Here is a 22,588-nt window from a genome sequence, read left to right as displayed (position 1 = left end):
TTCTCACGCCCGCGGCGGACCGCCGCCCGCATCCTCCAGCGCGCGGCGCAGCGTGCTCTGCAGGATGGCGGTGTCGATCGGTTTCGCCACATGGGCGGTCATTCCGGCCGCGAGAGCCGCCTGCACATCCTCCGAAAAGGCGTTCGCCGTCATGGCGATGATGGGGACCGTCCGGGCGTCGGGGCGGTCCAGCCCCCGGATCGCCCGGGCGGCCTCGTAGCCGTTCATCTCGGGCATCTGGATGTCCATCAGGACGGCGTCGTAGGTGCCCGGCGCCCGCTCCCGGAACTCCCGCACCGCCTTGGCGCCGTTGGTCCGGACCACCGTTTCCGCCCCGTAGATCTCCAGCAGGCCGCAGAGAATCTCGGCGTTGATCTCGTTGTCCTCCGCCACCAGGATGCGGCGGCCGGCGAAAGGCGCCTCCTCCGAGAGGGCCGCGGACTGCGGCCCGGCCGCCTTCCCGGCGGGGAGCCCCGAGGCCCCGCCGGCCTCGCACTCGAGCTCCACCGTGAAGGCGGAACCCTCGCCGGGCCGGCTCTCCACCGAGATCGTGCCGCCCATCAGGTCGACCAGCCCCTTGGCGATGCTCAGCCCCAGGCCGGTCCCCTCGACGCGCGTCGCCTCCCTGCTGCGGGAAAAGGGGTCGAACATCGAGGCGAGGAACTCCTCCGACATCCCGATCCCCGTGTCGCGCACGACGAAGCGGTAGCGGACGCGGCCCGCGCTTTCCGCGGACAGTTCCTCCGCGAAAAACTCCACCCTTCCCCCCTCGGGGGTGAACTTGACCGCGTTGCTCAGCAGGTTGAGCAAAATCTGGCTGACGCGCAGGGCGTCCCCGATGAACCGCTCCTGACGGACCCGGCCGGCTCGCGCGCAGAAGGAGAGCCCCGCCGCGCGGGCCTGCGGCTCGATGATGGTCGAGAGCTGCTCCAGCAGGCCGGGGACGGACATCTCCATCCGGTTGAGCGTGATCTTGCCGCGCTCGATCTTGCTCATGTCCAGAATGTCGTTGATCAGGCTGAGCAGGTGCCGGGAGGAGACGGAGATCTTCCGCAGGCAGTCGGCGACCCGCGCGGGGTCGTCGATGTAGGCGCTGGCGAGCGCGGTCATCCCCATGATCGCGTTCATCGGCGTGCGGATGTCGTGGCTCATGGAGGAGAGGAAGTCGCTCTTGGCGCGGCTGGCCTCCTCCGCCAGCTCCAGCGCCTGCTCCAGGGCCTTTTTGGACCGGCGTTCCTCCGCCAGCATATCGGTCACGTCGGCGCGCACCATGCACACCGTCTTGTGCTCTCCATCCCCCCACAGGACGGTGATCTGCTTATAGCGCAGACCCTCCTCCGAACGGTGCGGGAAGACGAAGTCATAGCCCGCGGGCTGCTCCTCGAGATGCCGGAGCATCGTCTCCAGCCGGAGCTGGCGCTCCAGCTCCTCCGTCCCTCCCTCTGGGTTATAGCGCCTGGCGATCAGTTTGATGGAGGCGTTGTAGTCCTCCACGACGAAGGGGGGCAGGTTTTCCAGCACCGTCTGGCGGGTGTGCATCGTCATGCGCCTGGTGACCACCTGGATGAGGCCCAGCAGCTCGAAGGTGTAGGCCACGACGTTCAGCAGCCCCTGCTGCTCCCGCACCGAATCGGTGATGTCCGCCCGCGCAAGGCAGACCCGCCCCAGCCGCAGGTCGATGGCCGAAACGGTGAGCTTTTTGGTGAGGACCTCCCCCCGCTCCCCGAGGATGGCGTAGTGGAAGGAATAGGAGTCCTCCCTTTGCAGGCGCTCCATGATGTAGTCCGGGTCCAGCAGGGTCTTCACCTGCTCGCGGTCCCTGGGCACCACCTGTTTTTGGAGCATGTAGGCGATCCGGTCGGAATGCCGGCCCTCCTGCGCCGGGATGTCGCCCGCGTCCATCTCCCCGTTGAGGACGCGGTAGCGGTCCTCGGGGACGTCCACGTCGACCACGAGGTCGCTGCCTGCCACCGACAGGCGGCGCAGGATGCGTTCGGAGATGGTCTGCTCGGTGATGTCGGTGACGGTCAGGATGCCGGTGACGTCCCCCGTGTCGGGGGTCTCCACCAGATTTACCTTGAAGCGCACGTAGCGCCCGCGCTTCTCCTTCGGGAGCCGGACGAAGAAGTCCCGGATGATTTCCGTGTCGCCCCGGTCGAAAGCCGCCTGGGAGGGCCCGTTCAGGTAGGCCTCCCTGAAAATCCGCCGGCCCTCCTCGTCGACGACCAGGTTCGAAAGCCCCATGAAAAAGGTCTCCCGCTCGGTGCCGAAGGTGCTCAGCAGGCCGGAGTCGGTGTGGTCGATGATCTCGAGGATCTGATCCCGCGTGACGTTGCAGTGGCCCACGACCAGAGCGTTGGGCCCGGGCGTGCGGTAGTGCTGGAGGATCCGGTCGTTGAACTGCTTCCGGAGCTCCTCCCGTTCCTCCCGCTCCCGGGTCATGTCGTGGTAGCCCGCGTAGATCCGGAGCTCCCCGTCCTCGCTCTGGAGCATCGAAAGGCTGTTTTTCACCCAGATGTAGCCGCCGTCGCCCTTCTTCAGCCGGTAGATCAGCTCACAGCTGCTCTCACCGCCGCCGATGAACTCCGCCATCCGCGCGGCGACCGCCTCCCGGTCGTCCGGGTGCACCCCGGCCATGGCGTCCCGCCTGTAGAGCTCCCACGCCGCCTCCTGCGTCATCCCCGTCATGGCGGCGAACCCGTCCGACAAAAACTCGGGGATCATGCCGCCGTCCGGCTTGTAGCGGACCACGGCGACGCCCCCCGGAAGGTGCTTGACCACCGTCTGGAAATACTGCTCCAGGCGCGCCTTTTCCTTCTGGGTCCGGACCTCCTCGGTCACGTCGTGGACGTACTTCACATAGGCCGGGATGCCGTTCCAGTCGCTCTCCATGAAGCGGGTGGTGTAAAACCGCCCGCTCCCGTCCACCGCCATCTCGTGCGCCTTTCCGTCGGGCGCGTGGCTGTGAAGCGTGCAGAACACGCAGGGTGCGTCCCTCCCGTGCAGCGCGGCGTAGCATTTCTGCCCGACGCGGCCGCCGCTCTTCGCGAACAGCTCCCGCGATTCGTTGATGTAGAGCAGGTCGTAATTCTTCCGGTCGATGACGTAAATGCCGTCCGCCGTCTCGTTCGCGATGCTCTGGAAGAGCTGCGCCTCCGCCGACATGCCGGTGAAGACCCCGTAAAACCGGGTGGATTCCGACAGCGGTCCCATCCGGCGGCCGTTGAGGTGCAGCCAGACGAGGGTCCCGTTCTTATGGCGCATCCGGCAGGAGATGTCGAGTACCTTCCCGCTTTCCAGCGCGGCCCGCGCCGCGGCGAGGACCCGGGGCCTGTCCGCCTCATATACGGCGTCGAAGGCGTCCCGCCGGACGATCTCCCCGTATTCCTCCCGCGTGTAGCCCGTGAGGGCGGGCACGCCCGCGGAGAAATAGGTGGGGACGAACCGCCCCTCCTCCACCCGGTAGCCGGCGATCCCGCCCGGGATCGAGTTGACCAGGTGGTCGAGCTCCAGCTGGGTCTCCTTGAGCGCGGTGATGTTGTGGAACACGCACTGGAGCAGGGGGCGGCCGCGCTCCTCCCCCACCTGCTTCGCCTGGGCGTGCACCCAGACGATGTGCCCGTCCCGGTGCAGCTTGCGGAATTCAAAGTCCGCCACCGTCCGGTCGCGCAGGGCCTCCCTGGCCTTCGCGGCCACCATCGCGGCGTCCTCCGGATAGGTCATCTCAATCGCGTCCCGTTTGATCAGTTCCCGGTACTCCTCCACGGTGTACCCGGTCAATTCCGGTACGCCGTCGGAGAAATAGACCGTCTCAAAGATGTCCGACACCCGGTAGATGGCAACCCCGCCCGGGATGGCGTTGACGATGTCCTGCATCTTCTCGTTGGCAGCCTTCAGCTCTTCCTCCAAATGCACGCGCTCGCTGACGTCGGTGTAGATGCCGTAGAAGATTTTGGCGCCGTCCTCATGGGTTTTGATCGTGCCGTCGAGGTTGATCCAGCGGTATTCCCCCCGCCGGTCGTTCCACAGCCGGTAGGAGTGCCGCACGCTGCCGCCGCCATGGTACGCGGCGGCGATCTTTTCCCGCAAAAGCCCGACGTCCTCCGGATGCACGCCCAGGTAGTCGGTCTTCTCCCGGACCGACCGGATGTGCTCGTCGGAATAGCCCACGACCTCATAGAAGGCGGGGTTGTGGAAGAGCGGCACGATTTCGGGCCACTCGATCCGGTAGACGCACAGCCCGCAGGGGACGCTGGTAAAGGTCTCCTTCAGCCCCTCCTGCAGCCGGTCGGCGCGCTCCGACTCCGCCCGCTGCTCGGTGACGTCCCTGACGTACTCGATATGCGCGGGCCGGTCCCCCCAGTCGACGAGCTTCCCGCTGAGCTGGTAGACGCGCCCGTTGAGGGGGTGGCGGTACTCGCGGACGAGGACGTCGTCCCGGCTCATTCTACCCGCGTGGCAGAAGGGGCAGGCGGACTGGTAGCCCGCGATGTGGTAGCAGCAGGCCTCGCCGCCGTCCGGCGGTAGGAGCGTCTCCCGCGCCCGCCGGTTGGCGTAGAGCACCCGCCGGCTCTCGACGTCGCTGACAAAGATGGCGACCGGGTCGTTGTCCAGGATGGCCTGGAGCTGCCGGACCTCCGGCGCAGAGAGAGGGCTTTCCCACGTCATGTCGGTTCTCCTTTCAGGGCTTCCAAAAACAGCCCCGCCCGCTCGAATTCCTTTCGCACAGCCCGGTACAATTCGGGGTAGTCGTTTCGCTCCTCCCGCAGGCGCAGCGGCTCCACGACGGCGCACGCCGCCTTGTAAAGCGGGTCGAGCCCCAGGTTCCCGGCGACCCCCTTGAGCGAATGGGCGGCTTCGAACGCGCCGCCCAGGTCGCCGGATTCCAGCGCGTCGCCCAGCCGATTCACGCTGCCGTCCCGGGGCAGCATGCCGAGCACGCGCAGGTACATGGCCTCGTTCCCCAAAAAGCGCCGCATCGTGCCGTCGTAATCCGCGCCGTAGGCCTCGAAGGCCGCACGAAAATTCCCCATCTCCTAACCCTCCTGTTTCCGGAAAATAAAGTCGTAGAGCGTCTGGTAGAGCCGGTCCGGGTCGATCGGCTTGGCCAGGTGGGCGTCCATCCCGGCGGCCTTGCTCTTTTCGATGTCGTCGTCGAAGGCGTTCGCCGTCATGGCGATGATCGGAATGGCCGCCGCGTCGGCGTTGCTCAGGTGGCGGATGGTCCCGGCGGCCGTCAGGCCGTCCATCAGCGGCATCCGGATGTCCATCAGGATCGCGTCGTAATACCCTTTTGGGGATTTGCTGAACAGCTCCATCGCCCGCAGCCCGTTTTCCGCCGTCTCCACCGCGAAGCCCTTGCTCTCCAGCAGCATGACCGCCACCTCGGTGTTGAGGGCGTTGTCCTCCGCCAGCAGCACCCGCCTGCCGGTGAAGTCGTAATCGGCGCCGTCCGGCTGCTGCGCCCGCTCCTCCTTCTCCCCGAGCGCCCTGGAGAAGGCGGAGACCAGGGAGGATTTGAACATCGGCTTGCTCATCAGCAGGTTGACGCCCGCCAGCTTCGCCTCATGCTCGATCGATATCCAGTCGTAGGCGGTCATGATGATGATCGTGACCTCCGTCCCCACGATGGCGCGGATCTGCCGGGCCGTCTCGATCCCGTCCATCTCGGGCATCTTCCAGTCGATCAGGATCATGTCGTAATACTTCCCGCCGCCCCACAGCTCCCGGACCCGGTCGACCGCCTTGCGGCCGCTGTCGACCCATTCGGCCATGACGCCCATCTCGTGGAGGGTGACGACGGCGCTCTCGCAGACCGCCACGTCGTCGTCCACCACCAGCGTCTTGAGGTGGGAGAAGTTGTGGTGCTTCTTCAGGTTATGGCGGAGCTTCTCCTCCTCGGTGATGCCCAGCTTCACGTCGACGGTGAACTCGGTGCCGATCCCCTTGATCGAACGCGCCGTGATCTTCCCGCCCATCAGATCCACGATGTTCTTGGAGATCGCAAGGCCCAGCCCGGTGCCGCCGAAGAGGGCGGTGGTGCCGGTGGACTCCTGCGAAAAGGGCTCGTAGATGTGGGGGAGGAACTCCTCGCTCATGCCCACGCCCGTGTCGTTGACGATGAAGCGGAGCTCGGCGTCGTTTTGGGTCCGACGGCGCTGGGCGGCGGAGAAGGTGACCTTCCCGCCCTCGCCGGTGAACTTGATCGCGTTGGAAAGGATGTTGAGGAGCACCTGCTGGAGCTTCATCGCGTCCCCGATATAGTAGTCGTCGAGCACGGGGTCCACGATGCACTCGTAGTCCACCCCCTTGGAGGCCGCCTGCGCGTGGCAGATGGTGCTGATGCCGCCCAAAAAGTCCTCGGTGGGAATTTTTTCGCTCTTCATCAGCATCTTGCCGCTCTCGATCCGGCTCATGTCCAGGATGTCGTTGATGAGGGAGAGCAGGAAACGGGAGGAGATCCCGATTTTGGAGATGCAGTCGGCCACCTGGTCGTCGTCCCCGATCGAATTGGCCGCGATGGTGCTCATGCCGATGATCGCGTTCATGGGGGTGCGGATCTCGTGGCTCATGCGGGAGAGGAAGTCGCTTTTGGCGGCGTTGGCCTGCTCCGCGGCCACGAGCGCCGCGGCCAGCTCCTCCTTCTGCTTCTGCTCCCGCCGCACCACGTCGGTCACGTCCGCCCGCGTCATGCACACCCGGCCGAGCTCCCGGCTGATGTAGAAGACCTGGAAGCGCTTGACCCGCCGTTCCCCGGCCTCCCGGAGCTCCAGCACGAAGGTGTAGGCGTCCTGTCCGGCAAGCCGCCGCCGGATGTAGCCGAAATCGAGCTTCTGTAAAAACTCCGCCCGTTCCGCCTCGTCCATGCAGCGCTCGGCGGATTTTTGGGCCTCCTCCCGGAAATCCCCCTGCGCCGGGATGGAGAGCGGACGCTTGCCGCCGCAGGCGGCCACGCGGTACCCGCCGCCGTTCAGGTCGATGTCGGCGATGACGTCGTAGTCCAGTTCGGCGATCCGGTTGAGCAGCTGCTCCTGCAGCCGCTGCTCGGTGACGTCCGCCGTATAGAAAAACATGATGACGTCGCCGGTGGCGGGGTTCAGGCAGGTCCGCAGGTTCGTGCTGCCCCAGAAAAGGCTCCCGTCGTTGCGCCTGCGCAGGAAGCTCAGGCGGTAGTCCACCTTCCCCGCCGCGTAGTCCTCCAATACCTTGCCGCGCGCGAGCATCCGGCGGATCTCCACCCCGTAGGCGGCGTCCACGGCGGACCCGGAGAGGTTCTGGATCGTCTTCACGTAGGTGTCCCCCACATGCGCGACGGCCACGTCCAGGGTGGCCTGGTAGCTCTCCAGACGGTCCCGGGAGACGTTGATGGTCCCCTGGATGCTGCCCTCCCGCGAGGCGAGCTCGGAGAAATAGGCAAGCTCCTCCTCGTAGAGCTCCCGGACCCGGTCGCGAAGGCGCCGCTCGTCGGTGACGTCCACGAAGACGCAGTAGAAATACTGCTCCTCGCCCCGCTCCCGGAAGAGCTGCGCCTTGATGGAGACCCACTTGACGGCGCCGCCCCTGCAGATGACCCGGTGCTCCAGCTGGATGGTATCCCCCCGCAGAAGCTGCTCCTCCAGCAGGGCGGCCGACGGGGCGAAATCGTCCGGGTGGATCACCGCGGACATCCGGTTCCCCATGGCCGCGAATTCCTCGCGGGTGTAGCCGATGAACTCAAACAGGCCGTCGTTGGCCTCGATCACCGTGAAATCCGCGTCGGACCGGCAGCGGAAGACCGCGCCCGGGATGTTGTTGTAAAGGCGCAGGACCTCCTCCTGCGCCTCCCTCTGCGCGGTGATGTCGACGCAGACCGACGCGATCGCGGGGCGTCCGTCCTCCGCGACCGTCCTGCGCCCCGCGTCGTGGACCCATATGTAGGAGCCGTCCTTCTTTTTCATCCGGTACTCGACGACGTATTCTCCCTTTTCCGCGAGCTGGGCCTCCACCTGCTCGTCCACCATCCCGCGGTCGTCCGGGTGCATGCAGTTGGCGACCAGCCCGCCGATATCGGCCACGAAGTCCGCCTCGCTCTCATAGCCGAGGTAACGGAGCATCTGGCGGTTGATGAAGTAGAAGGGGAAGCCCTCCTCGATGTACCCGCCCATCATGCCGCCCAGCAGCGAATCGTTGAGCAGCTCCTGCCGCTGCCTGGCGATCTGCTCCACCACCAGGGTCTGGGGGTAGTGCTCCTTCCCCCGCTGGCTGCCGCCCGGCTCCGCGAAATGCAGGCTGCGCACCAGCCAGGTCTCGCCGTCCTCCCGCACGAGGGTGCAGAAGATGCGAAGCCGCCAGGTGTACTGCGTATTCTTCAGGGTCATCTCCGCGGACAGGCAGCAGACATGCTCCGCCGCCATCTGCTCGTGGAGCGCCTCCAGCACGCAGGCGAAGGGCTCCCGGAGCTCCCCCACGTCCGCCCGCAGGTAGGCGGACATCTCCTCTTTCCCGCGGGCCAGCTCGTCTTCTCCCGTGCCCACGAAATCCACCGCGTCGGACAAAAACCCGATCGCCGCCTCCGCGTCCCGCCGTTCGAACCAGTCGCGGCAGAACGCCTCCACGGCCCCCATGGCCGTCCCCCGATAACCCATATCCCTTACCCTTTCCATAGACAGCATTTCCCCTTGCCCTCCGCCTTCGCGCGGTAGAGCGCCCGGTCCGCCCGGGCGATCAGCTCCGTCACCGGCTCCTCCGAGACGCTGAAAACGATCCCCCCGGTGCAGGCGGCCGCGGCCCCCTTTGGGGCGCAGATCTCCCGGGCGGCCCGGCAGATCTCCCCGCCCTTCTTCAGCGCCGCCTCCTCGGAGCGCACCTGTCTCATGACCACCACGAATTCGTCCCCGCCGTAGCGGGAGAGAATGTCGTTTTCGCGGGTGTGCGCGCGCAGGAGCGCGCTGAATTCCTCAATGAGCCGGTCGCCCTCCACATGCCCGAAGGTGTCGTTGGTCTTCTTCAGGTCGTCCAGGTCGAAGAGGCAGACCGCCAGCGGCAGGTCCTCCGCCCGCAGCGCGCCCGCGGCGGCGGTGAAGCCCCGCCGGTTCAGAAGGCCCGTCTGGTAGTCCCGGCAGGCCTCCTCCTGCAGGGAGTCCTTCCACTCCTGGAAGGCGGTGGTCCCCATCGCCCGCAGCACCTGCCTGCGCAGGCTCTTGGCGGTGTGGGGCTTGTCCACGTACTCCTCCGCGCCCAGCTCCAGCGCCTTTTCCTCCAGCAGCGCGTCCGGCGGGCCGGTGACGATGACGGGCGTGCTCCACACGGCCCGGCTGCGCTTCACGGCCTCCAGCGCCGAGAAGTCGTCCGACCCCGGCAGCGTGGCGCTGAGGAGCACGGCGGCGAGCTTGTCCCGGTTCGCCGCGATGCAGTCGAGCGCGGCGCGCCCGGTCCCGGCCTCCATGACCTGGAAGAGATCCTCAAAGGTCTCCCGCACCAGATCCCGGTAGGCCGCGTCCTCATCGGCGGCCAGGAAGACCGGCCGCCGGCGTTTGGCGCCCGGCTCCTGCTCCGCGACGGCCCCCTCTTCCCGAAGCAGCTTTTCAAACTCTTCGCTGGGCACCGGGCGCACAAAGTAGTAGCCCTGCACATAGTCGCAGTCGATCTCCCGCAGGCGTTCGAGCTGCTCCCGCGTCTCCACGCCCTCGGCAACCACATGCAGTTCCATCCAGCGCGCCAGATCCATGATGAAGCGCAGGATCCCCTGGTCGACGGGCTTTGCCGTCTCGCTCTGGATAAAGCGCATGTCCAACTTCAGCACGTCGATCGGCAGACGGTTGAGCATGTTGAGGGAGGAGTACCCGCTCCCGAAGTCGTCCATTTCGATCACAAAGCCCAGCTCCCGCAGGCGGGCCGCCGTTTCAATGATCTGGTTGGGGTCCTCGGTGTAGGCGCTCTCCGTGATCTCCAGATGGAGCCGCGCGGGCGCCAGCCTGTATTTCCGCACCGTTCCCAGCAGGATCTCCGCGATATCCGCCTGATAGATGTCCGCCCGGGACACGTTGACGGAGACCGGGATGGACGGCAGGCCGGCGTCGTCCCACTTGCGCAGGAAGGAACAACTCCTGTCCCAGACGAAGCGGTCCAGCTTGGTGATGAACCCGTTGCGCTCGAAGAGGGGGATGAACTCCGCGGGGGACTGGAGGCCCCACTCGGGGTGCGCCCAGCGCACCAGCGCCTCCGCGCCCGCCAGGCGGCTGTCCCTGATCCGGTATTTGGGCTGGAGATAGACCTGGAACTGCCCCTGCGCCAGGGCGGACTCCATATTGTCGATGATGGCCTGCTCCCGCAGCAGCTTGCCCCGCAGCTGGTCGTCGTAGGCGGCGAAGTACTTGCCGTACTGGCCCTTGATGCTGCGTGCGGCCAGCAGCGCCCGGTCGCACATCTGCTCGACCGGGACGCCGCAGTCCTCGACCGTGTAGATCCCCCACTTCATCACAATGCTCCGGGCGTTCGCGAGGGCGTTTACCTCCCCGCTCACCCGGACGAACATCTCATCGCTGTAGTCCGTCCGGCGCTCCAGCAGGCAGGCGAACTGGTCCGCGTTGAGCCTCCCGCAGATCCCCGCGTCGCCGATGACCGTGCGGTAGAGCGCCGCGATGTCGTGCAGCAGGCGGTCCCCCGCCGGAATGCCGAAAATGTCGTTGATGAGCTTGAAGTTGTCGATGTCGGAGCAGACGATGTCATACTCCTTCTCCGGGTTCTGCCGGAGGGTCTCCCGGACCCGCTGGTAAAAATATTCCTTGCTGCACAGGCCGGTCAGCCGGTCGTACTGGAACTGGTTGATCATGGCGGCGGTCTCCCGCAGGCTGATGATGCTGGCGGCGCGGTGCAGGATAATCTGCGCCTTATAGGGCTTGGCCACAAAATCCGTGGCGCCATGGGACAGCGCCGCCACCTCGTCGGCCTCGCTGTCGCTCTGCGTGGTGACGATGACCGGGATGGACGCGTAATCGGGGTGGGCCTTGACGATCGAGAGGAAGGTGTAGCCGTCCATGACGGGCATGACGATATCCAGCAGGATCAGGGCGATCCTCTCCCCGTACAGCTCCAGAAGGCCGAGCGCCTCCCGCCCGTCCCCCGCCTCGAGGACCCGGTACTCCGAAGACAGGATCCCGCTGAGCGTCGCCCGGTTGATCTCGCTGTCTTCCACTACCAAAACCGTTTTTTGTGCAGCCATATCTTTGCCCCTTGCTCCAACACGGACCCGGCCGTGGGCATACGCCCGCGGCTTCTCCGTTTACTCTGTTCACATGATGTTTACATTCTATCACGGCGGAGGCGGCTTGTACAATCTTTTTCGGCGTAATATGACCGAACAGGCGAATATTCCGTCAGACGAACCCTTCTTGTCCCAGCTCTGTAAAAGACTGGATCGTGATTGGAGGAAAAGAAAGCCCCGTCCCTCTCCTTTGGAGAGGGACGGGGCTTTGCGCGCGGCCGCGTCCGGATATGCAAGCGGACGCCCGCGCCGATTCGGAGCTATGGACACGCATGGGCTTCCCGCGAAGCTTTCATCCGCACCTCCACCGAGAAGCATCCCTCTTCCCGGCCCGCCGTGGCCGCGCCCCCATACCGTTTCGCGATCTCCCGGATGATCGGCAGGCCGAAGCCGTGGGCGCGTTTATCCGCTTTGCTGGTGCCCTTGTCCGCCGCATCCTCACAGGCGCTGTTGCGGCAGAGCACCTCCATTTCGCCGTCCGCCCAGGAGATGCCCAGGGAGATCCAGCGTTCGGCCGCGGCCGAACGCTGACAGCCCTCCATGGCGTTGTCCAGCAGGTTCATCAGCAACGAGGTGAGATCGCCGTCGTCAAACGGGAGCTTCTCCGGCAGCCGGGCGAGGTCGAGTTCAACGAAAATATCCATCTGCGCCGCCCGGGCGAGCTGGACCGCGAGGACGGCATCGATGAGGCTGTGGCCGGTGTAGTCCTGCGGCGCCGTGCCGCCCAGCTTCGGGGCGATCTCGTCGAGGTAGTCGGACAGCTCCCCGAGCGCGCCGACGTCCAGATAGTAACGGATGAGCGTCAGCCGGCTGCGGCTCTCATGGAGCTGTTCCCGGGTGCGGCGCACATACTCTTCCGACAGACGGGCCTGTTCGGCGCGCGCCGCGAGCTGGACCTCCGCCACCCTTTCCCGCATGTGCAGGGCGTCGCGCTCCCGGTAGACGCGCACCGTGTCAAAGCAGAGCACGCCGCAGATCACCAGAATCAGGACGCCGCCCGCCTGCTCGATGAACCACCCCAGCAGGATGGGCTCGTACAGGGGCAGGAGCCGGTCCATGATCAGCGCGCAGGCGAAGACGCAGCTCCCCGCGAGCAGCGCCCTCGAATAGCGCAGGCTCCGGCGCAGGGCCCACCAGCAGGAGGCAAGCATACAGAGGGCTGTCGCCCACTTGTAGGCCGACAGCACGCCCGACCAGGCCATCAGCGTCCCGGCGCTTTCGGCCGGGAAGACGCGCACCAGCAGGATCCCGGCGCAGACCGCCGCGCCGGCCGCGCAGACGGGATAATATGCGCGGCGGGGCAGCGCCATGATGCGGGCCTGCAGCCAGGCCAGCGTCGGGAAGAGGCCGTAGGTCCCGAGCCGCTCAAGCACCGGCCACACGCCTCCCTGCCAGCCGAGCGCCTGGGCGATGGGCCATGCGGTGCTCAGGCAGAAGCACAGGCAGAGCAGCGCCAGCGCGCCGTATGGGATGGAGAAGTGGTAGCCGGACCGGACCAGCAGGCAGAGCAGGCCGATGAGCGCCGCGACGGCGCACGCGGCGCAGTGGATGATTACCCGCAAAAAGCTCGCCCGGCTTACTTCCGACGGACTGCCGAAGGCGGGCGGATAGACCATGCCGCTGTACACGCCGTCCCGGTCCTCCACCTCGACGACGATTTCGATCCGCTCCCCGGCGGTGAAGGTGACCATGGGGCTTCCGGGCGCGGGCGCGTCCGCGTCCCCCATGCCCACGCTCTGCATGAGCCGTCCGTTGATCCACAGCCGCCAGCGGGAAAAAATCTCGGTCAGTTCCAGCGCGTAGTCGCGCTCGGTCCCGTCGGTGAGCAGTACGGTGCGGTAGGTGGCCCGCCCGTGGGCGGGCGCCGCCGGATCGCCGAGATCGAAGCCCCCATACTGCCCGATGTAGAGATAGGCGTCCGGTTCGGCCCCGGCGATCTCCTCCGGCGAAAGCAGGCGACCGCCATAGAAGGCCCATCCGTCCGCCAGATAGAAGAAGGGGGAGTCCTCATACCAGTCCCCGTCCAGCCGGACGACGCCCATCTTGGCGGCGGGGCGGGGATAGGTGTATTTGTTGTCAAACCGCCAGCAGAGCCAAAAATAAAGGACGCTCGACAGGAGCACGGCCGCCAGCAGGAGCGCAAACCGGGCGTTTTTCCGTTTACCCTCCACGTCGGTCGCCCCCCTTCCTCCGGCGCAGATACAGGAAGGCCCCGCCCGCGAGCGCGGCGCACAGCGCCGCGGCCAAACCGGCCGGCGCCGCGCCGGCCTTGGAGGGCGCGGCGGCTTCGACCGCGGGCGATGCGCCGTCCGCGGAGAGGACGCCCGCGGGGACGTCGGGCGAATCAGAGGCCGCGCGGCCCTCCGCCTGTCCGGGACGCTCCGATATCAGGTACGCCCCGGCCGTCTCCAGCTCAAAACGCAGCCTGCCGTCTTCCCAGCCGTCGGCGGGCCTCTCCCGGCCGTCCGGACCGGTGCAGAAAAACGCCGCGTTTTCATCTGCCGGGGCATAGTCCACTGTGACCCGGAAGGCAAGGCCCTCAAATCCGGCAAGCGCCTCCTCCCCCGACCAGAACCGGACGAGGAACCGGTCCTCCCCCGGCTTCTCCAACTGAGCGTAAAACACGGCGTCCGCCGGAAGGGCGTCCAACAGCGCGGCGGGCAGCGTCACCCTCAGACCCTGCCCGATCAGGGTGATCCCCTCCGGGTTGGCCGTCCTCTGCGCCGCCAGCTCGGAAGGCGTCAGGGAAACGTCCGCCCCTGCGGGCCGCCGCGGCGCCGCTTCGGCGCCCGGTTCGGGCGGAGACGACTGCACCAGCGTCGTTGAACGGGAACCGGCCGGCTCCGAAGACGGCCGCTCCCGCGCGCCGTCCGGGCCGCCGCTCCCGCCGCCGGACGGCGGCGGGACGACGCCGATCGGCGGCAGGCCGCCCTGCTCGCCCCGGCCGTCGTCGTCCCTGTCGCCGCCGCCGAGCTGGGTGGGGTCCCCGGAGGCGTAGGGGAACTCCAGCGCGTTCGAGATTCCCTCGAACGCGCCGCCCTCCACCACCAGGCGTAAATAGTAGCGGTGATCGATTTCCAGCCCGCCCAGGTCCGCCGAAGCCATCGTTCCCGCTTCGTCGCCGGGCAAAAGCTCAAAATGGGGGAGCGCAGCGGCGTCCCGCCAGGTTTCGTCCCCGTCGGCCGAATATTGGACGGCGATCCGCTCCGCGCCCGCGATCGGGGTCAAAAAGGCGAGGTGCAGGTCCCCGGCGGACGTCAGGTAGGCGTTCTCAATCCAAGGGGCGTCGGGCGGAACCACATGGAGGGGAACGGTGTAGGGGGGAATCTCCACGGGGAACCAATCCGGGACGCCGACCGGCCGGCAGGCGAGCTCATGGGCGCCCGCCGTGGAACAGTCCACCGGAATCCCCTCCGTAAGCACCGAAACGCGGACCCTGAGGGTGGACGTCCGGCCTTTCAGGTCATAGAGAAAATACTCGCTGGTGCGGGAAACGCCCGGCTCCAGGCTGAGGTCGAGCGAGGCCTGCTCCCAGGGGGTCCCCTCCACGACGCTGTAGCCGATCTGTTCGATCCGCCCGGGCGGGACGGCGTGGCGGCCGACGGTCTCGGCCCCCTCCGGGAACGGCTCCGCCCGGCAGGCGTCCAGCAGGAGATCGCCGCCGCACACGACCGATTCGCCATCGGCCACGGCCGAGCAGCAATAGAGCTCGAGCGGGCCGTCCGCGCGGATGGCGACGGCCCCCTCGCCTCGCGCCGCGGCCGAGAAATAATAGAGGTCCTGGAGTTCTTCGTCCTTGAGCCAAACCGCCACCGCGTCCGGGCCCTCGGCGGAGAGCTCCATCCAGTCCGCGATCCAGCTCGCGCCCGATTCGACGCAGAGCGCCGCCGCGCCCTCCCCCGAGGCCGCGATCTCCACCTCCTCGCCCGAAAAGCTTCCGGACACCGTGATGAGGGGCCGGCCGCCGCTGCCCTCGAAGCGCACCGGGCCGCTCACCTCCATCGAGCTCCCGCCGGGGATCTCGATGACGTGCCCGCCCATCTCCACCAGGGTGGGCTTCCGGGGCTTCAGGATGCTGAAGGAATCTCCGCCGCGCTCCCACACGACGTCCGCCGTGAGGACGATGTGCGCGGCTCCCCGCTCATTGACCAGCTCCCGCAGCTCCGCCGCGCTCCCGCAGCCGAACGCGCCGTCCGGCAGGGGGGCGGAAAATTCCGGCTCCCGCTCCGCCGGGGGGACGGGGGCCTCGCCGGAAAGCCCGTCATCCGCGGGCGGTTCCGTCGGCGCTTCCCCGGACGGTCCCACGGGTTCCTCCGCCGGTTCCTCCACGGGCGGCTCCGTGTCTTCCGCGGGGTCCGCGGGCGGCTCCTCTTCTCCCGCGGGTCCCTCCCCGGGCGGTTTCGCGGGCGCTTCCCCGGACGGTTCCCCGGCGGTGTCCTCCTCCGCGCCGCCGGGCGGAAGAGGCGCGGAGGATTCGGCCTCCACAACGGCCGGAACGGCAGAAAAAGGCGCTTTTTCCCCATCCGCGGCGGACGCCGCAAACGGGGAAAAAGCGCCCCAGCAAAACAGCAGGAGCAGCCAGAGGGCCACCTTTCTTGCCGAACCGTTCATTCACGGCCTCCTTGCTTTTCATCCGGAAAAACCAGCCGGTACCCCCCGTTTGACCGCTCAATGACGATGGAGGGGCATTCTCCCGCGTTTTTCCGCAGCTTGATCCGCAGCGAGGAGATATTGACGAAGACGGTGCGCAGCGCGTCGTTGGGAGCCTGCCCCCAGATTTCGGAATAGAGTTCCTCGGCGGACATCGTCCTGCCGCGGTTGCGCAGCAGCGTGGACAAAAGCAGAAATTCCTTGGGCTTGAGCAGCAGGTCGTGCCCGCCGAGAAAAGCCCGCTGCATCCGGGCGTTCAGCACCAGGCGGCCGGCGTGGGTCTCGACCTCCGCCTGTAAAAGCCAGTGGACGCGGCGGAGCTGGGCCTCGATGCGGGCGATCAGCTCCTCGATCTTATAGGGCTTGATGATGTAGTCGTCGCCGCCCGCCTGCAGCCCCCGCACGATCTGGTCGCTGTCCCCGAGGCTGGTCAGCAGAAGAATCGGCGCGTCGCTGTGGCGGAGCTGACGGCAGAGGTCAAGCCCCGACCCGTCCGGCAGCAGGATGTCGACCACGGCCAGGTCCGGAGGGGCGTCCTCGATCCGCTTGCGCGCCTCGGAGAGCGTCCGGACGGCCGTGACCCGGTATCCGCGCTTCTCCAGCGCCATCCGGTTGTAGTTCAGGATCTTGGTCATGTCCTCGACCAGCAGGATGTGCGGCGGCTCCACGGCATCACTTCCTTCTCTCCGAATCGCACCCGTTTTCTTTATTATAGTGAGTGGATCGACAGATTGCAAGCGAGCAAAAAGGCGGAACCGGCCGTTTCTTTGGACGGATGCAATCCGCCGGGAGTTATGCTATACTGAAAAAAAGACGGGCCGGACGGGCCCCGAGAGGGCTGGAGGGAGCGCCATGGAAAACCGTTTGCGGGAGCACGCTCTGTCAATACTTCCCATTCTGCGCGGCAACGGCCTCGACGCGGGACCGCTGCGGGCCGCGCTGGACGACTGCGCCGAATTTCGGCTGGCGGTCCCGTTCATCGGCGCGATGAACAGCGGGAAAAGCTCCCTGCTCAACGCCCTGGCGGGCCTTCCGCTGCTGCCGGTGGGGATCACCGCCACGACGGCGGTCCCCACCGGGCTCGTTTTCGGAGAAAACGGGGCCTTCGCGCAGCGCGGCGGCGCGCTGCTGCCGATCGGCCTTGGGGACCTGCGCGCGGGAATCGACCTTGCCGGCGTGACCATGCTGCGCGCCTCCTGCGCGCTGCCGTTTTTCGCGGAGCTCCCGAGCCTCTGCCTGATCGACACGCCCGGCCTCGGCGCGGGCACCCTGGAATCGGAGCGCGCCCTGCGCGAGTCCCTGCCCGACCCCTGCGCCTGCCTGCTGGTCTTCGCCGCCGACGACCCGGTCGTCCGGGAGAGCGAGGCGGCCTTCCTGCGGGAGCTTTCCCTGCGCGGCGCGCCCTTCCACCCGGTCCTGACCAAGTGCGACAAGCTGCTGCCCGCCGAACGGGAGCAGGCGGCCGCGTACCTGCGCGAGAGCCTCGCCGACCTGACGGGCACGGTCCCGGAAACGGTCGCCTGCGTGAGCGCGCGGGGCGACGTGGAGCCGGTGCGCGAACTGCTGCGCGGTTTGCAGTCCCGGGCGGCGCGGCTGGCGGAAAACAGGCTGAGACAAGCGCTCCTGCTGGCCGCGAACCAGCTGCGCGAATATCTCCGCATGCGCCGGGACGCGGCGGGGCTCACGGTCCCGGAGTCCGCCCGCCAGATCGAGCTGCTGGAGGAGCGCAGCCGGCTTTTGGCCGGCCCCCTGGAGGAGCAGGCGCGGAAGCTGGAGCAGCAGGCAGGCGGCTGGGAGCGGTCGCTGGCCGCGCGTCTCGCCGGGACGGTGGAACGCGCGGCGCCTTCGATGGAGGCGATGCTGCTCTGCGAACAGAATCCCGCGTCCTATGTGGACGACACCCTGCGCGCGGCCGCGCTCGACAGCCTGCGCCGGGAACTGGAGCCCGCGCTCAGGGGCTACCAGAAAAGCGTGAACGCCCTGCTCCGCCTGCAGGGGGTCGTCTCCGGACCGGACGCGGCCGCGCGGTGCGCCGTGTCCCCGTCCTGGGGGGGCCTCGCCGGGTTCCCCGACTCGGACGGCCTGTTCGCGGAAATCCTCGCGCTGCTGCGCGGGGTTCCCCGGGGGCGGCGGCGGGAGTCACTGCGGGTGATGCTGCCGGTGCGCGTGCTGCCGAAGCTCTCCGAGCGGGCGCTGGCGTTTACCGTGCGGGAGGGCAGGGCGGCGCTCGAAGCAGTGCGGCAGGCCGCCGGGGAGGCTGTCCGCGAGCAGTCGCTCCTGCGGCGCGCCGCGCTGGAGGAGCTCGAGCGCCGGGGAGAGCCGAACGCGGCGGAACAGACCCGGCTGCTGCGGGAGATCCGCGCGCAGGCGCAGGCGGCGGACGCCGCCCTGTCCGCCTGCGGCCGGGAGGATGAGGAGGACGCGTATGGAACCGATCTTTGAAAAGACCGAGGAGCAGCGCAGGCGGGCAGAGGCCTTCGCCGCGCGCGTCGCGTCCCTCTGCGCCGCTCTGGAGCCCTACTCCGGGGAGGTCGACACCGGCGGGCCGGAGCTGCTGCTGCGCAGCTTCCGACGCCGGACGGAGGACTTCTTCCGTGAGAACCGGCGGTTCACGCTGGCGGTGGCCGGCCGGGTGAAGGCGGGGAAATCCACCTTCCTCAACACGCTGCTCTTCGGCGGGCGCGAGGTCCTGCCCAAGGGCCTCACGCCGAAGACCGCTGTACTCACCCGGATGGAATACGCCGAGGAGGCCGCCCTGACCGCGCGGTTTCTCACCCGGGCGGAGTGGGAGGAGCTCTGCCGCCTGGCGGGCTCGGGGATGGACACCCCCCAGGTCCAGGCCGCGCAGGAGACGGCCGCCCGCGCCAGCCGCTTCGGCACCCCGCTGGAGGAATGCTTCGCGGAGGGAACCCGCAGGATCCCGCTCGGGGGGACCGACGGGCTGGAACCGCTTCTTAACGACTATGTCGGCGAGGGCGGGCGCTTCGCCCCAGCCGTGAACAGCCTGACGCTCGGGCTGCCGCTCGACAGTCTGCGCGACCTGGCCGTGGTGGACACCCCCGGGCTCAACGACCCGGTCCTCTCCCGCACCGAACAGACCCGGCGGTGCCTGGAAACCTGCGACGCGATCTTCTTTCTCTCCCGGTGCGGGAGCTTCCTGGACCGCAGCGACCTGGACCTGCTGACCGCCCAGCTCCCCCAGAAGGGAGCGGCGGAGCTCGTTCTGGCGGCTACGCAGTTCGACAGCGCGCTCATCGACATGCTCCCCGGGTACCCCGATTTGGAAAGCGCGGCGCGCGAACTGCGCCGCGCCCTGCAGGAGCACGCGGCCCGCAGCGTCGGCGCGGCGATGAAGAAGCTGCGGCGCGCCGGCTGCCCGGAGCCGGTGACGGCGGCGCTCGAGCGGTGCCGCCGCCCGATCTTCCTCTCCTCGCTGGCGGAGGACCTCGCGCACAGGCCCGCACGGGAGCGCGGCGAACAGGAGCGCCTGCTGCTCCGGCTGCTGGAGGAGCCCGAGCGGGAGGAACTGGTGCGGATCGGCAATTTTGAAGAGGCCCGCGCGGCGTTTTTCCGGGTGGCTGCCGAAAAGGACGACCTGCTCCGCCGCCGGGCGGGGCAGCTCACCGCCGCGGCCCGCAGCGAGCTTGGGATGCTGCTCGAACGCCTGCGGGCGGACGTGCTTGAAAAGCGGAAACGCCTGCTGGAGGAGGAGGCCGCCATCGGGGAGCGTCAGCGGGAGCTGAGCGCGCACCTTGTCCGGGTGCGGGCCGACGTGGACGAGGCCTTCGCGGAATACCTGGCTCCTCTGGAGCAGGCGCAGCTCGACGTGTTCTGCGAGCTCGACCGCCTGGGCGAGGACTGGGCGCAGCTGGAATCGCGGGAGGGCGTGGAAAGCGTCCCGCGGGTGCGCACCGAATCGGCCGCGCAGCCGCTACGCCCCTGGACCTGGGGCCGCCGCCGCACCATCTACACCAGCGAGCAGAGAACTTACGCTTTCCTGGACCCCGCCGACGCCCGGCGCAACCTGGAGCAGCTTTGGCTGCTCTCCTCCCAGCTGCAGGCGGCCGCGTTCCTGCTGTTCACGGACACCTCCCGCCTGCAGAACCGGCTGATGGAGGCCGCGGCCAAGAACTTCCCGCTCCAGAGTCCGGCCCGCCAGCCCGAACGGCTGCGGTCGGTCCTGCGGTCCGCCCTCTCCCGGCTGCCCGTCAAGGAGCGTCCGCAGCCGGTCCGGCTGCTCCCGGAATTTTCCCTCCCAAAGGAGGCCGCCGTGCGGGACGCCCCGGGCCGGGCCGCGCTGCGGGAAGCGGCGCAAAACGCGGCGCGAAAGATCGTCGGGGAACGCCGGAGGGCGGCCGGGCAGGCGGCGTGCCGCCTGCGGGAACAGGCCGCCGAGGCGGCGGGCGCTTTTTCGGCCGCCCTGTGCGGGTCGCTCCTGCGGGAGCGGGATGCGCTCGGTGCGCAGAGCGCCGCGCTGGAACGGGAGTGCGGACGGCTCCAGACCCTGGCGGAATTGCTGAGGTACTACCAGTGAGTTCCCCACCAGTCAATTTTTGTTGAATTTCGTCTTTTTTTCGCGTGACATGCTATAATAGGTACAATATCATTCGCACCGGCTGCCCGGATTATCGGGCGCCGGTGCTTTCCTTTTTTCCGGGGGCAAATCCTCCGGAAAATCCGTGACTTTACAGAAAGGGAGGGATCGTATGGATGCGTGCAGCAATGCGAAATCCGCTTTCCGCCTGACGCGGGTGCTCGACCAATGGTTCCAGCGGGCGGCCGAGGTGGGCGCCTATCTCGAGTATGAGATCGAGGGCGTGGTGAAGGACAACAACGGCGGCGAGGAACGGATTGCCGAGCTTCTGGATGTGATCCTGCCTCCGGTCGCGGAAAACTGCCTGCGTCTGGCGCCCGCGGACCGCTGGATCAGCCTGCATGTCAGCATCCAGCCGCAGGTCCTGCTGCTGGAATGCTCCTCGGCCGGAAAGTATTACCTGGAATCCGGGAAGACGCCGGAAGGCGTCTCCTCGGTGGAACTGACTCAATGCGAGGACAGCTTCCAGCTGCGGATGAAGCTGGAATGTTAGGCCCGCTGCCCGCGGGGCAAGGCGGACGCCTAGGAGAACACAGATTGATAGGAGGGGTAGATCCTTATGATCGACTACGAAAAGGCGGAAGAACTGATCGGAACCGAAAAATATCCGGAGGCTATCGCACTGCTGGCTGCGGAACCGATCTCCATATTGGACGACGGGAATTTCGAGCGGATGGAACGCTGCTTATCCTCCCTGCCGGAGCAGGCGCTCCAGCAGTCGCCCGAGGGGTGCTTTCTCGCCCTCTCGGCGGACCTCCGTCTGGGAAGGGCGAATTCGGCCCGCCAGTGGTTCAACCAGCTCGCCGTCCTGCGCGATCAGTGTCCGGAGGGGTCCCCGGCGCGCGCGGCGCTGGTGCGGTATGTCTGTCTCGCGGGGATCATGCTGCCGCAGACGGACAACGCCCAGATCCTGCTGCTTTTGTCCATCCTGCACAACGAGACGATCAGCTACCGGCTGCCGCCCATCCACCTGAGCGCCACCGGGCGCAGGCCCAGCGTGCTGCGCGGGTCGAAGGACCTCTCCGATTGGGGCAGGAACTACCGCGCGGTGGCCAACATCGTGACTCCCCTGGAGGAGTCGGTGCTGCCGGACGGCGGGGCGGGCGCGGTTTCCGCGGCGGTGGCCGAGCTGCTCTATGAGCGGGGCAGCCTGGACGCCGCGAGCATCGAGGTCGCCGGCGCCCTCTCCAGCCCCAACGTGGAGATCGTTTTCGCCGGATACGCACAGCTCGCGCGGATCGCGCGGCTGGACGGCGTTTCGAGCGGCCGGCCGGAGGAGGTCCTGCAAAAGCTGGGAGGCCTGCTGGAGGAACGGAAGGCCGCCCACCTGCTTCCGAACTACCGCGCGCTTTGCATACGTTTCGAGATCCACCACGGCCGGCTGGACGCAGTGAAAAAATGGATGGCCGAAAGCCAGGTCGACGCATTGAAGGACTGCTGCCTCAGCAACGCCTATGAGCTGATGTCCCGCGCCAAGGCGCTCATCGCCCTCGGACGCTGTCGGGAGGCGGTGACGCTGCTGGAGAGCCTGATGCTTGTCTTGCGGTCGGACATCCGGCCGCTCGACACCATCGAATGCCTCGTGGACAGCGCCATCGCCTGCGAGCTGCTGGGGAGCCGCAGCCTGGCGCTGGACAAGCTGGAGGAGGCGCTCCTGCTGGCCGCGCCCTTCCGGTACGTCCGGGTCGTCGCGGACGGCGGGCAGGCCGCGGCCCGGCTTCTGGGGCAGTTGGTGAAGGAAAACCGCCGGACGGGCAGCCTGCCCGCCTCCTACCTGCAGAACGTGCTGGAGACCGCGAAGAACTATGCGCTGCTCTTCCCCCTGCTCTACGACCAGGACCACGCGGCCCCGAGGGCGGCGGCCGGCTACATGCCCGACGTCACCCCCACCGAGCTGCAGGTGTTGCAGATGCTCGCCGCCGGCAAATCCAACAACCAGATCCGCGAGCAGCTCGGCGTCAAGCTCCAGACGGTGAAGTTCCACGTCTCCAACCTCCTTGAAAAGCTCGGCGCGAAAAACCGCATCGAGGCGGTCAATATCGCCAAGGAGCTCAAAATCCTGTAAATTTTTCTTCCGAAACAATACTTTAGTCCAGTTTACG

At 67.5% G+C, this 22,588-nt stretch carries 11 protein-coding genes; 4 read left to right on the top strand and 7 right to left on the bottom strand.

Annotation, left to right across the window (positions count from 1 at the left end; genetic code table 11):
• Positions 1–3 precede the first annotated feature (3 nt).
• The 7 genes from ACZO3G_RS00135 to ACZO3G_RS00105 all read right to left on the bottom strand — a co-directional run bounded on the left by ACZO3G_RS00135 (position 4) and on the right by ACZO3G_RS00105 (position 16,560).
• Positions 4–4,668: a PAS domain-containing protein gene (locus ACZO3G_RS00135; RefSeq protein ID WP_276872445.1), complete on the bottom strand. Its 4,665-nt coding sequence runs from the start codon at positions 4,666–4,668 to the stop codon at positions 4–6.
• Positions 4,665–5,033, bottom strand: coding sequence for an Hpt domain-containing protein (locus tag ACZO3G_RS00130; protein ID WP_101552305.1), 369 nt, complete (start codon positions 5,031–5,033; stop codon positions 4,665–4,667). Before ACZO3G_RS00130 ends, ACZO3G_RS00135 begins: the two co-directional genes overlap by 4 nt.
• Before the next feature lie 3 nt (positions 5,034–5,036).
• A complete protein-coding gene (locus tag ACZO3G_RS00125; protein ID WP_242970869.1) occupies positions 5,037–8,642 on the bottom strand; it encodes a response regulator in 3,606 nt (1,201 codons plus the stop codon).
• Positions 8,630–11,200: an EAL domain-containing protein gene (locus ACZO3G_RS00120; protein ID WP_276872446.1), complete on the bottom strand. Its 2,571-nt coding sequence runs from the start codon at positions 11,198–11,200 to the stop codon at positions 8,630–8,632. Before ACZO3G_RS00120 ends, ACZO3G_RS00125 begins: the two co-directional genes overlap by 13 nt.
• Before the next feature lie 302 nt (positions 11,201–11,502).
• On the bottom strand, positions 11,503–13,413 hold the full coding sequence (locus ACZO3G_RS00115; protein WP_276872447.1) for a sensor histidine kinase: 1,911 nt from the start codon (positions 13,411–13,413) through the stop codon (positions 11,503–11,505).
• Entirely contained in the window at positions 13,403–15,853 is a 2,451-nt protein-coding gene (locus ACZO3G_RS00110) for a hypothetical protein (protein ID WP_288283871.1), read from the bottom strand. Before ACZO3G_RS00110 ends, ACZO3G_RS00115 begins: the two co-directional genes overlap by 11 nt.
• A complete protein-coding gene (locus ACZO3G_RS00105; protein WP_101552313.1) occupies positions 15,850–16,560 on the bottom strand; it encodes a response regulator transcription factor in 711 nt (236 codons plus the stop codon). Before ACZO3G_RS00105 ends, ACZO3G_RS00110 begins: the two co-directional genes overlap by 4 nt.
• Before the next feature lie 184 nt (positions 16,561–16,744).
• Here ACZO3G_RS00105 and ACZO3G_RS00100 point away from each other — a divergent pair, with 184 nt between their 5' ends.
• From ACZO3G_RS00100 to ACZO3G_RS00085, 4 genes are all read left to right on the top strand, one after another.
• Positions 16,745–18,334 carry a dynamin family protein gene (locus tag ACZO3G_RS00100; protein ID WP_288234405.1) on the top strand — a complete coding sequence of 530 codons (1,590 nt, stop codon included), beginning with the start codon at positions 16,745–16,747 and terminating at the stop codon, positions 18,332–18,334.
• Positions 18,318–20,426, top strand: coding sequence for a dynamin family protein (locus tag ACZO3G_RS00095; RefSeq protein WP_276872780.1), 2,109 nt, complete (start codon positions 18,318–18,320; stop codon positions 20,424–20,426). Before ACZO3G_RS00100 ends, ACZO3G_RS00095 begins: the two co-directional genes overlap by 17 nt.
• A 172-nt stretch (positions 20,427–20,598) precedes the next feature.
• Positions 20,599–20,979, top strand: coding sequence for a hypothetical protein (locus ACZO3G_RS00090; RefSeq protein WP_276872778.1), 381 nt, complete (start codon positions 20,599–20,601; stop codon positions 20,977–20,979).
• Positions 20,980–21,045: 66 nt separating this feature from the next.
• Positions 21,046–22,551: a LuxR C-terminal-related transcriptional regulator gene (locus ACZO3G_RS00085; RefSeq protein WP_276872776.1), complete on the top strand. Its 1,506-nt coding sequence runs from the start codon at positions 21,046–21,048 to the stop codon at positions 22,549–22,551.
• The last annotated feature ends 37 nt before the right edge of the window (positions 22,552–22,588 follow it).

This window comes from Anaerotruncus sp. (assembly GCF_057433415.1).
The sequence above is the reverse complement of the archived record's forward strand: the minus strand, read 5'-3'. Positions and strand labels throughout refer to the sequence as shown.